The organism is Alloalcanivorax xenomutans (assembly GCF_032810065.1).
In the GTDB taxonomy this organism is placed as follows: domain Bacteria; phylum Pseudomonadota; class Gammaproteobacteria; order Pseudomonadales; family Alcanivoracaceae; genus Alloalcanivorax; species Alloalcanivorax xenomutans.
Window position 1 is genome coordinate 2,696,473 of the sequence record NZ_CP136538.1, and the last position, 11,717, is coordinate 2,708,189.

11 protein-coding genes are annotated in these 11,717 nt (G+C 61.8%); 4 read left to right on the top strand and 7 right to left on the bottom strand.

Features of this window, described 5'->3' with window-relative positions:
- Positions 1–9 precede the first annotated feature (9 nt).
- Entirely contained in the window at positions 10–930 is a 921-nt protein-coding gene (locus RYH70_RS12400; protein WP_317009210.1) for a hypothetical protein, read from the bottom strand.
- 48 nt (positions 931–978) lie between these two features.
- Complete coding sequence (locus RYH70_RS12405) at positions 979–1,152, bottom strand: hypothetical protein (protein WP_155854841.1); 174 nt, start codon at positions 1,150–1,152, stop codon at positions 979–981.
- Between the two features lie 149 nt (positions 1,153–1,301).
- Here RYH70_RS12405 and RYH70_RS12410 point away from each other — a divergent pair, with 149 nt between their 5' ends.
- The gene (locus tag RYH70_RS12410) at positions 1,302–2,168 is read left to right on the top strand and encodes a LysR substrate-binding domain-containing protein (protein ID WP_022994632.1); all 867 of its coding nucleotides are present in this window, start codon (positions 1,302–1,304) and stop codon (positions 2,166–2,168) included.
- Positions 2,169–2,177: 9 nt separating this feature from the next.
- Here the strand turns inward: RYH70_RS12410 and RYH70_RS12415 are convergent, their stop codons facing one another.
- On the bottom strand, positions 2,178–3,716 hold the full coding sequence (locus RYH70_RS12415; RefSeq protein WP_022994631.1) for a bifunctional GNAT family N-acetyltransferase/carbon-nitrogen hydrolase family protein: 1,539 nt from the start codon (positions 3,714–3,716) through the stop codon (positions 2,178–2,180).
- A gap of 12 nt (positions 3,717–3,728) precedes the next feature.
- Positions 3,729–4,100 carry a hypothetical protein gene (locus RYH70_RS12420; RefSeq protein ID WP_022994630.1) on the bottom strand — a complete coding sequence of 124 codons (372 nt, stop codon included), beginning with the start codon at positions 4,098–4,100 and terminating at the stop codon, positions 3,729–3,731.
- A gap of 21 nt (positions 4,101–4,121) precedes the next feature.
- On the opposite strand from RYH70_RS12420, the gene cobB reads away from it, so the two are divergent.
- Together cobB and RYH70_RS12430 are read left to right on the top strand one after the other, a co-directional pair.
- Entirely contained in the window at positions 4,122–4,838 is a 717-nt protein-coding gene (cobB, locus tag RYH70_RS12425; protein ID WP_022994629.1) for a Sir2 family NAD+-dependent deacetylase, read from the top strand.
- A 184-nt stretch (positions 4,839–5,022) separates the two neighbouring features.
- Complete coding sequence (locus tag RYH70_RS12430; protein WP_022994628.1) at positions 5,023–6,099, top strand: 3-deoxy-7-phosphoheptulonate synthase; 1,077 nt, start codon at positions 5,023–5,025, stop codon at positions 6,097–6,099.
- Positions 6,100–6,220: 121 nt separating this feature from the next.
- On the opposite strand, the gene RYH70_RS12435 is transcribed toward RYH70_RS12430, so the two are convergent.
- Complete coding sequence (locus RYH70_RS12435) at positions 6,221–7,216, bottom strand: redoxin domain-containing protein (protein WP_080531157.1); 996 nt, start codon at positions 7,214–7,216, stop codon at positions 6,221–6,223.
- 480 nt (positions 7,217–7,696) lie between these two features.
- Here RYH70_RS12435 and RYH70_RS12440 point away from each other — a divergent pair, with 480 nt between their 5' ends.
- Positions 7,697–8,536, top strand: coding sequence for an ion transporter (locus RYH70_RS12440; protein ID WP_022994626.1), 840 nt, complete (start codon positions 7,697–7,699; stop codon positions 8,534–8,536).
- Here the strand turns inward: RYH70_RS12440 and nirD are convergent, their stop codons facing one another.
- Both nirD and nirB read right to left on the bottom strand, forming a co-directional pair.
- On the bottom strand, positions 8,537–8,878 hold the full coding sequence (nirD, locus tag RYH70_RS12445) for a nitrite reductase small subunit NirD (protein WP_284456118.1): 342 nt from the start codon (positions 8,876–8,878) through the stop codon (positions 8,537–8,539). It abuts the gene before it with no gap.
- A gap of 3 nt (positions 8,879–8,881) precedes the next feature.
- A complete protein-coding gene (gene nirB / locus RYH70_RS12450) occupies positions 8,882–11,413 on the bottom strand; it encodes a nitrite reductase large subunit NirB (RefSeq protein WP_317009211.1) in 2,532 nt (843 codons plus the stop codon).
- Positions 11,414–11,717 lie beyond the last annotated feature (304 nt).

Genomic DNA, 11,717 nt, shown 5'->3' on the forward strand with positions numbered 1-11,717 from the left:
ATGGGGGGATTACACCTCCCGACCGAACCAACCGCTCTCGTCCAGTCTCAGATAGCGCACCCCCAGCTCCGGCTGCCAGCGATGCCGCAGTTGGGTGGCCGACAGCGTCACCGCCTCCATGTCCCGCTCGAACGGTATCCCGCCGGGCACTTCGTCCAGATCGTGATCGCGCCGGGTACGCTCGGCTTCCAAATCCAGCCGCCAGCCCCAGCCTCCCCAGCGCCGCCCGTGGGAGAGCGCCAGACGGGTCTGGCGACTGGCCACTTCGACGCCCTCATCACGATCATCCAGTACCGAGCGCGGTGAATGGTTGAGCGACACCGTGGTGACGGCGCCGTCGCCATGGGGCCGGTGCCATTGCAGGAACAGGGTATGCGGCCGCCGTCGCATCTCGCTGTCGCCGCCGGTCTTGTCATTGAAGTAGGCATCAGGCAGCACCCACTGGGCTTCCAGCCAGCCGCCACCGGCCAGCAGCCGGCGTACTCCGAAATAGATATCAGTCCGGGACTTGTCGGAAAACAGGTCACCACGCAGGGAGAGTTGCCAGCGCCCGCCCAGTATCTGGCGAAAGCCCACCACCTGACGCTGGAAATCGCCGTCGAAATCCTCGCCACGCTGTATGTCGAGCAGAAAAGCCCGGTCGGGATTATCGAAGGGAAAGGTCTGCCGGTATTGGAAGTCCAGGTAGAGACGATCGCCGGTGACACTGCCGGCGGTGCCACGAATGCCATCCTCCAGCGGCCCCATTGATGACAGATGCCGATAACTGAACACATGCAGAAAGCGTTCACTGTTGTAATCCTGATCGCGCCCCTGCACTACTGCATCGGCACGCCACGGCTGGGGCTGGTGCCAATTCATGGCCCCGGCCTCCAGCGTCACGGTGGTGATCAGTCCGGCGATCACGCGCGCCGGACGCGGCGCGTCCACGGTGTGCCTCCCGGGAGATATCCCTTGTGAGACGGCGGTTTCGTCAGCCTATGCCCGTCCGGCTCTCCTCTCAACCCCTTGGCGCCAGCGGCGCCAGAGCCGCTCGACCCGGGCAATCAGCCGCAACGGCGGCATCGCCGGCATGGCCAGCCGGGGTTCGGGAACCGGGCCGTCATCGTCGCGTCCGGTGGCGGGGTGCTCCACGGGATCATGGAAGGTCATGGCGGTCTCCTGTGGTGAGTGCTCAGTCAATGAATGGCCAACGCCAGACTGAGGAGTTGCCACTTATCAATCAAACGAATTACTCTTCATCCATCTTTCAATAAAACTGAAAGATTAAAAGTGACCAATCCATCCCGGAGTTCCCCCCAATGGACCTGCCCTTGCTCGATATCGATGTGATCCGGAGTTTCGTCGCCATCGCTGAAAGTGGCGGTTTCAGCCGCGCGGCGGTGACGGTGCATCGCACCCCCTCCGCCCTGAGCATGCAAATCAAGCGGCTGGAGGAAATGCTGGATCAGCCGTTGTTCATCCGCGAGGCAAGACAGGTGAGGCTCACCCCCCAGGGCGAGGCGCTGCTCGGTTACGCCCGCCGGCTGCTGAAACTCAACGAGGAAACCGTCGGCCACTTTCTCAAACCGGCGCTGACCGGCCAGGTGCGGCTGGGTTCGCCGGACGATGTCGGCACCCGCATTCTGCCGCGGGTGCTGGCACGTTTCGCCCGCACCCACCCGGCGGTACAGGTGGATGTGCTGGCGGGACGCAGCGTGGATCTGGTGCAACGGCTCAATGACGGTGATCTGGACATGACGCTGGTGACCGTGGGGAACGATGGCCTGGAGCCGACGTTGGGGGAAGTGGTGCACAGCGAACCGCTGGTGTGGGCCGGTCGCGATGGTGGTCTGGCGGTACAGCGCCGGCCTTTGCCTTTATCCCTGGCCAATCAGGGCTGTGCCTGGCGCCGTGTGGCCCTGGCGGCGCTGGATCATGCCGGTATCGATTACCGGATCGCCTACAGCAGCGAACATTGCGCCGGCCAGGAGGCCGCCATGCTGGCGGATCTGGCCGTGGCGCCGTTTCCGCAGAGCCTGGTAAGACCTCCATTACGGCGACTGGACCAGGAGGCCGCTCTGCCGGAGCTGGGTCACTACCAGATCGCGTTGGTGCGCGGCACCGCTGGGCCCGCCCACGATGCCCTGGCGGAGCAGGTGAAAGCCGCGTTTCGGGATTATCGTTAAGTTCCCGGGCTAATCCAGCGCTCTGAGCCCCTTCCAGGTCAGGTTGTACAGATCTCCACGGCGGTCGCGCAGGTTGGTCACCGAACCTTCGCTGTGCAGTAGCTTGAGCTTTTCCAGATCCACATCGGCGAACAACAGCATTTCCGTATTCGGCACGGACTCACTGATGATGCCGTCGTGGGGAAAGTAGAAATCGCTGGGAGAGAACACCGCCGACTGAGCGTACTGAATGTCCACGTTATCCACTCGGGGCAGATTGCCGATGCTGCCGGAAATGGCCACATAGCATTCGTTCTCGATGGCCCGCGCCTGGGCGCAGTGACGCACCCGCAGATAGCCGTTCTTGGTGTCGGTCCAGAATGGCACGAACAGAATTTCCATGCCCTGCTCCGCCAGCAACCGGCCCAGCTCCGGGAACTCCACGTCATAGCAGATCAGAATGCCGATACGGCCGGCGTCGGTGTCGAAGATGCGCAGTTCATTGCCGCCCTGGATCGCCCAATCCTTGCGTTCGTGGGGGGTAATGTGGATCTTGCGCTGCTCTTCCACGGAGCCATCGCGGCGCATCAGATAAGCCACGTTATACATGCGGCCATTCTCTTCCACCGGCATGGAGCCGCCGATGATATTGATGTTGTAACTGACCGCCATGTCCGCCATGGCATCGCGGACCTCATCGGTAAAACTGGCCAGGTACCGCACCGCCTCCACCGAGTTGAGTTCCGGTTTCAGTCCCATCAGCGGCGCGCTGAAAAACTCCGGCAGGACGGCGAAATCGGCACGGTAATCGGACAATGAGTCGACGAAGAACTCCACCTGACCGAGCAGATCCTCCACCGAGCGGGCGGCGCGCATGCGACGCTGCACCACGCCGATGCGCACAGTGGAACGTCGCGGCCACTCCCCGTCCTCGTCCGGCTGATAGAGGATGTTGTCCCATTCCAGTAACGTGGCGTAGCCACGGGAGCTTTCGTCCTCGGGCAGGTACTTGGTCAACAGCCGCTTGACGTCGAAGCCATTGGACAGCTGGAAAGTCAGGATCGGGTCATAGATGGCCCGGCTTTCCACCTGGGAGATGTACTCGGTCACCGACATCTTGTCGGCCTGATCGTTATAGCCGGGCAACCGTCCGCCGGCGAGAATCGCCCGCAGGTTTTCGTCACGGCACAATTCCTTGCGCGCTTCGTAAAGACGCCGGCCAAGCCGGTAGCCGCGATATTCCGGATCCACAAACACATCCAGGCCGTATAACGCGTCCCCCTTGCGGCTGTGGGAACGGATCTTGTCGTCGGTGATCAGGTCTTCATAGCGGTGCGGATTGGAAAAGCGGTCGTAGTCCACCTTGATGGTCAGGGCCGCCGCCACCAGTTCACCGTTGTCATCGATCACCAATTGCCCTTCCGGGAACACGCGGATCAGGGCCTTGATGGTGTCTTCCGGCCAGGCGCCACCAATGTCGTGGTAAACCTGGTCCATCAGCCGGGCCAACGCCGGGTAATCTTCCGTGGTCAACTGCCGCAGCCGCAAACGGGTGCTTTCTTCCGCCATGACGATCTCCGCTCAACTGAGGGGGGGAAAAGGAATCAGCCAGCAACGATGCTGGTCACGCAGGGCATTCTGGCCGTCAGGGTAAAGCGCCACGCCGTCCGGACGAATGAACAACACCGCGCCGGAGTGCAGGGCCACATAACCGGAAACCTGCTCGGTCACGTAGCCGGCGCCCTCACGGAAAGTCGGCCGCAGCTCATCGGGAATGGTTTCATAACCGATCAACCCGTTGGCCAGCGGGTCGTCCACTGAGGCCCGATCACGGTACAGACCGACGGCGTCCGCCCCCACCAGCAGCACCATGCCCTGGTGAAAATGCAACAGATTGACCCGGCCGCGCTGCGGCAGGGACACAATCTCCTGCTGTGCAATAATGGTGTCCATAATTCTCCATGGGTAAGAGACATGCAGGAAAAGATTGTAATACTTACCGGTGCCGGAATCTCCGCGGAGTCCGGTATCCGCACCTTTCGCGACAACGGTGGTCTGTGGGAGGAACACCGTATCGAGGAGGTGGCGACACCGGAAGCCTTCCAACGCGACCCTGTGAAAGTGCATCAGTTCTACAATCAGCGGCGCCGGCAATTGCACGGTCCGGCCATTACCCCCAATCTCGCGCATCGGGCCCTGGCCCGATTGGAAGCCGCCCTGCCCGGTCAGGTGCTGCTGGTCACCCAGAACGTGGACAACCTGCACGAACGCGCCGGCAGCCGCAACCTGATCCATATGCACGGAGAGCTGTGCAAAGCCCGCTGCCGCACCACCGATGCCCTGGTGACCGTGGACGATGAGCTGAGCACGGGGCTGGCCTGCCCGCTGTGCGGGGTGCCCGGTTGTCTGCGGCCCCACGTGGTGTGGTTCGGTGAGATGCCCCTGGAGATGGACCGGATCTACGCGGCGCTGGCCCGCTGTGAGCGGTTCATCAGCATCGGCACCAGCGGCAACGTCTACCCCGCCGCCGGCTTCGTCGCCGAGGCCCGCGCCAACGGCGCCCATACGGTGGAACTGAACCTGGAACCCTCCGAGCAGCTCAACGCCTTCCACGAACACCACCACGGCCCCGCCACGCAGCTGGTGCCGGAATATGTGGAAAAACTGATTAAGGCAGCTAACAGTGAATAAGGAACAGGGAACAGCGACGCGAGCCGCCGTTGCAGGTAACGGGAAGCCCTGGTGGCCGCGCCGCTATTCACTGTTAACTATTCACTATTAACTGCCCCCCTGGCTCTGTGTTATTTCTTCGTCATCCGGATTCGGCTAGACTGCCGGGTCCGCAGAGACTGAAAACACAGGCCAATCCAGCATCATGAGCCAGATACGACAGGTAGACGATCTCAATATCGAGTCCCAGCAGGTGTTGATCACGCCACGGGCGCTCAAGGAAAAGTTGCCTCTGAGCGACGCCGCCCGGGACTCGGTGGTCGGCGGCCGGCAGGTGATTCGTGACATTCTCGACCGCAAGGACCCGCGTCTGTTCGTGGTCATCGGGCCCTGTTCCATCCATGATCCGAAAGCGGCTCTGGAATACGCCAGTCGCCTCAAGGCCCTGGCCGAGGAAGTCGACGATGCTCTCTTTCTGGTATTGCGGGTCTATTTCGAGAAGCCCCGCACCACCGTGGGCTGGAAGGGCCTGATCAACGACCCGTATATGAACGACTCCTTCAAGGTGGAGGAAGGGCTGCATATCGCCCGCCGTCTGCTGCTGGACGTGGCCGAACTGGGCCTGCCGGCGGCCACCGAGGCACTGGACCCGACCACGCCACAGTATCTGCAGGATTTGATTGCCTGGTCCGCCATTGGCGCCCGCACCACCGAATCCCAGACCCACCGGGAAATGTCCTCTGGTCTGTCCAGCCCGGTGGGCTTCAAGAACGGCACCGATGGCAGCCTGGATGTGGCGGTGAACGCCATGCTCAGCGTACAGCACCCGCATCGCTTCCTGGGCATCGACCCGGATGGCCGCGTGGCGCTGACCACCACCCGTGGCAACCCCTATGCCCACGTGGTACTGCGCGGTGGCGGTGGCAAGCCTAATTATGATTCGGTCTCCGTGGCCCTGGCGGAAAGCGCCCTGCACAAGGCCGGCGTTTCCACCAACATCATGGTGGACTGCTCCCACGCCAACTCCAACAAGGACCCGAGCCTGCAGCCGCTGGTGATGGAAAACATCGGCAATCAGATCCTCGAGGGCAACACCTCCATCGTCGGTCTGATGGTCGAGTCCCATCTCAACGAAGGGAATCAGAAAATTCCCGAGAATCTGGATGATCTGCAATACGGCGTTTCCGTCACCGACGGTTGTATCGGCTGGCAGACCACCGAGGACGCCGTACGCGCGCTGGCCAACAAGGTCCGCGACGTGCTGCCGCAACGCGACCGCTGAGTCCATAACTGTAGGGGCTTTGTCCGGGGGCGGGCCGCTGCAAGCGAATTGCACCGCGTCTGAAGAATTCGCTTGCGGGCAAGCTCCTACAGCGGCTTTGTAGCCATCGGCCGAGGGCCTCCTACCGTGACGCCGGCACCGCGCTGTCCAGCACCCTGAGAAAGGTCACCGGTTCGGATCGGTAGCGGGAATTCCCGGCCTTGTCCACGTAGCGAATATCACCCAGGCTATCGATGATGATCACCGTGGGATCCACGGTGTCGGATTGATGCCCCAGCAGCTCCAGCCCCAGAGGGGTACCGCCGGGATCCAGCAATTGCAGCTGCCGGGCAGCGGTCAGATCCGGATCGATCCAACGTTCAAGCGGTACGCCCAGCCGATCCGCCATGCGGCAGGAGCGGGCATCGCTGTCGGCGCTGATCAGGACGATACGGGCGCCGCGACGCCCCAGGGCACCACGATGCCGCGCCAGCAGACGCAACAGCTCCACGCTTTTCGGGCACCAGTCGCCGCGATGAAATAACAGTACCGCCGGGGCGCCCCGCAATGAGGTGGAGGATACCGCATTGCCGCGCAAGTCCTGAAACGTCAGCACCGGCAACCGCTGACCGGGCCGGGGCCCATCGCCGCGTTCCCGGTATTGAGGGAAATACCAAAGCAGGCAGGCCGCCAGTCCGACCAGGCCGATTGCCGTGTAGATCCACGCCAGCGGCTGGGGATCATCCAGCGACAGGGTACCGAGCAAGGTCCAGGCGCTGCCGAGCCAGGCGCTCAACAACACCACAGGCAGTTGCGAGCCGCAGCCGGAACGGCCACGCCGCACCAGCCATACCGCCAGCGACAAGGTCGGCGCGTTGACCAGCAGAGGGCCAAGCCAGATCCAGTGACGCTGAGAGACCGCCATCCAGAAAGCATGGCAACAGATCGCCGCGGCCACCAGTGGATGCATGGCAATCAGGAAAGCCCGGATCCGTTTCATCACGTGCCGCTTGCCCTCCCCTTTTCCAACCCCGTCCGTGGGCACCACCACGGCCCGCGACACTGTCCCCTTGCGTCGCCCTCGCCGCGCCAATGCCATACCGATCATTGTCGCCCCCTGACTATTGTTGACTATCATTATGCGGATCGCGGGGCCAGGCCGCCGCCATCGGAGGTGATTGCTTGTCTTCCCTGAAACGTTTTCCCCAACGCTTCGGTATACGTTACAAGGGACAAGTTAGGTGGTCACGAAAGGTTTAACAAGAGAGAATGTAGCCTAGGGCCTGTTCACACTATTTCCACCGCGCCTGTTGCGGCTAAAACGTCACCAATCCAGGCACGAGGAGAGAAGTTTGGTCATTCCAAATGAACGACGAGTAACGCAGAGTGGTGATGTTTTAGCCGCAACCCGAAGGGCTGGAGCCCTTTTTACCTCCCGCGTCGTTGTCGGTTGCTCATTTGGAATGACCAAACCGCGCGCCCTCCGCCTGGCTGGAGGCAAAAAGGGCATCCAGCAGGCGCGACGGAAATAGTGTGAACAGACCCTAGCCAAATCAGAATGACCGGATTCATTGGGCCCGTCCGGTCCGGCATGGGCAGAAACGGAGCAATCAACAGGATGTCGTCCCAGTCCCCATCCCAGCGTGAGCGCTGGCGCCACATTATCTTTGGCACGGATACCCCGGCCGGCCAGCGTTTCGACCTCTTGCTGATCATCGCCATCCTCAGCAGCGTTGTCGCCGTCATGCTGGACAGCGTGCAAAGCATCCACCAGCGTTACGGCGACTGGTTGTATGGCGTGGAATGGTTCTTCACCCTGCTGTTCACTGGTGAGTACCTGGTTCGCCTCTGGGTCAGCGACCGCCCGCTGCGCTATGCGCGCAGTTTCTTCGGCGTGGTTGATCTGCTTTCCGTGGTCCCCACTTACATCAGCCTGCTGGTGCCCGGCGCCAACTATCTGCTTACCATTCGCGCTCTGCGGGTGCTGAGAATCTTCCGCATCATGAAACTGGCGGCGCTGATGAGCGAGGCCAATCAGCTTGGCCTGGCGCTGGTCCGCACCCGCCGCAAGATCGGCATTTTCATGTTCTCGGTACTGGTGGTGATCATCATTTTCGGCAGTCTGATCTACGTGGTCGAAGGGCCAAGCAATGGCTTCACCAGTATTCCGCGCAGCATCTACTGGGCCATCGTCACCGTGACCACGGTGGGCTACGGCGACATCTCACCACAAACGCCCATCGGTCAGGCCGTGGCGTCCCTGGCGATGATCACCGGCTACGCCATCATCGCCGTGCCCACCGGCATCGTCACCGCGGAAATCTCCGCCGCGCACATTGCCCGCCGCTATGAACGGGAATGCCCCAATTGCCACCGCCATGACCATGATCCGGACGCCCGCTTCTGCAAACAATGCGGTACCGGTTTGCCCAAGCCCGGCGGCGACGACGAGGCCTGATCAGCCGACGGCGACTTCCACCAGCTCGCCGCGCAACCGGACCGGATACACGGTCAGGGATACCGTCTCGTCCTCCAGGCACCTCCCGGTTTCCAGACAGAAGTGCTGTTTATACAGCGGTGACGCCACCACTCTGGTCCCCCCCAGGGAGCCCAGCAGACCGCGGCTGATCACATTGGCGCGGCTGAACGGATCCATGTTATCCAGCGCATGGAGCTGGCCGTCGCGGGTACGGAACAGCGCCGCCTGCCCCTCGGGCAGGCGCACTCCGACACCGGTACCGGGCAGAATTTCATCCACTTTGCACACCGCTTTCCATTCCAGAGTAACGGAACTGTTCATGCCTTAACCCTCCTGTTGCACCAGCTCGATACGTTCATGCTCATAGGCCGGACGACGCTGACCACGCTCACGGACGTAATGCAGATTGTCATCGGCGACATCATCGTTAACGAAGTGCTTGAAGCGTTTCACCGCCTGGGGATCTTCCACGGTGGTCTTCCACTCGCATTGATAGGTGTCGATCACCTGTTGCATCTGCGCCTCCAGCTCTTCACCGATACCCAGCGAATCCTCCAGCACCACCTGCTTGAGGTAATCCAGCCCGCCTTCCAGGTTCTCCAACCACACGCTGGTGCGCTGCAGGCGGTCGGCGGTGCGGATGTAGAACATCAAAAAGCGGTCGATGGTTCTGATCAGTTGTTCATCGGACAAGTCGGAGGCGAGCAGATCCGCGTGACGGGGACGCATGCCGCCGTTGCCGCAGACATAAAGGTTCCAACCCTTGTCGGTGGCGATCACGCCCACATCCTTGCTTTGCGCTTCGGCGCATTCGCGGGTGCAGCCACTCACCGCCATCTTGATCTTGTGCGGGCTGCGCAGCCCCTTGTAGCGTTCTTCCACCTGAATGGCGGTGCCCACCGAATCCTTGACACCGTATCGGCACCAGGTGGAGCCGACGCAGGATTTCACCGTGCGCAGGGATTTACCGTAGGCGTGTCCGGTCTCGAAACCGGCGTCCACCAGAATCTTCCAGATTTCCGGCAGCTGATCGACGCGGGCACCGAACAGATCCACCCGCTGCCCGCCGGTGATCTTGGTGTACAAATCGTATTTCTTCGCCACTTCGCCCAGCACGATGAGCTTGTCCGGCGTGATTTCACCGCCGGGTACACGGGGCACGATGGAGTAAGTGCCGTCACGTTGCATGTTGCCGAGAAAATAATCGTTGGTGTCCTGCAGACCGGCGTGGGGCTTGCTCAGCACATAGTCGTTCCAGCAGGACGCCAGCACCGAAGCGGCCAGCGGTTTACAGATATCGCAGCCGTCGCCACTGCCGTGTTTTTCCAGCAACTCGTCGAAGGTCTTGATTTCCCCCACCCGCACCAGGTGATAGATCTCCTGGCGGGAATACGGGAAGTGTTCGCACACGTGGTTATTCACCTCCACGCCGCGCTTGGCCAGCTCGCTGTCCAGCACCTGCTTGACCAAAGCGGCGCAGCCGCCGCAGGTGGCGGAGGCCTTGGTGCAGGCTTTCAGATCACCAACGGTGGTGGCGCCATCATCGATGGCGGCGCACAGCGCGCCTTTGGAAACATTGTTGCAGGAGCAGATCTGGGCACTATCCGGCAAGGCATCGGCGCCGAGCATGGGGGCATCGCCGGCGGCCGGAGCGATCAGAGCGGCGGCTTCTCCGGGCAGGTCGATCTGGTTCAGGCACAGTTGCAGCAGGTTGCCATAATCTTTGGCGTCGCCCACCAGTACCGCGCCCAATAGTTTCTTGCCGCATTCGCTGACCACCACTTTCTTGTACACGCCGGTGCTCTGGTCGAAGAACACCGCGCTGCGGGCACCAGGCGTCTGGCCATGGGCATCCCCCACCGAGGCCACGTCCACACCCATCAGTTTCAGCTTGGTGCTCATATCGGCACCCTGGAAACTCGGCTCGGAATCCGCGCACAGGCGCGCGGCGGCGGTCTCCGCCATTTGATAACCCGGCGCCACCAGCCCGAAGATCCGGCCCTGCCATAACGCCACCTCGCCGATGGCGAAAATATCCGGGTCGGAGGTGACACAGTAATCGTCAATCACCACCCCGCCGCGCTCACCGACCTCCAGCCCGCAGGCGCGGGCAAGGCTGTCCTCCGGACGAATGCCGGCGGAAAACACGATGATGTCGGTTTCCAGGTGGCGGTCCTCGCCAAAGTCCATGCGATGGCGGTGCTGTTCGCCGTCGACGATGGCCCGGGTGCCGGTATTGGTGTGGACCGTCACGCCCAGCGCTTCGATTTTGTCCTTCAACAAACCGCCACCGAGATCGTCCACCTGAACCGCCATCAGACGCGGCGCGAACTCCACCACATGGGTTTCCAGTCCCAGATCGTGCAGGGCCTTGGCCGCTTCCAGGCCGAGCAGGCCGCCGCCCACCACGGTGCCGACTCGGGCCTGATCCGCGGCGGCGATAATCTCGTCCAGGTCATCAAGGGTGCGGTAAACAAAGCAGTTCGGGCGGTCGTTACCGTCAATGGGCGGCACGAACGGATAGGACCCGGTGGCCAGCACCAGTTTGTCGTAATCCAGCCGCTCTCCCGCTTCGGTGATCACTACCCTGGCGTCCCGGTCGATCTCGCGCACCCGGGTGGACAGCTTCAGGGTCAGCCCCGGTTGTGCCATGAAACCCTCCGGCACCAGCGACAGAGCATCGGCATCGCGCTCGGTAAAGTAACGGGTCAAGCCAACCCGGTCATAGGCCGGCCGGCTCTCCGCGCACAGGATCGTCACATCGTAGTGATCAAGACCACCACGGTCCGCCAGCGCCTCCAGAAAGCGCTGCCCCACCATACCGTGGCCTACCAGCAACACCTTTTGTTTCGTCATGGGAATGTCCCCTTTCACCGTTTCAGCTTGCCAACTGTTGAACAGGGTGAAAGCAAAGCCCATGCCATGTGCATAACCCTTTGATTTAAATGGGTTTAAGGCCATGAAGAACGATCAAGGGAAGAGACGCTCGCTTTAGCGGCGGGCAAGGGCGCCCCATTTCGAGGCAGATTATGGTGCGCCATGTTGGAACAAAAACGGGCACGGTTGTGGGGCGGTTTGCTGACACTACAACCTGAGAGAGATCCAATCGGAGGTCGCTACCAGGCCACCGCAGGAGCTTGCCTTGCAAGCGAATTCGGCT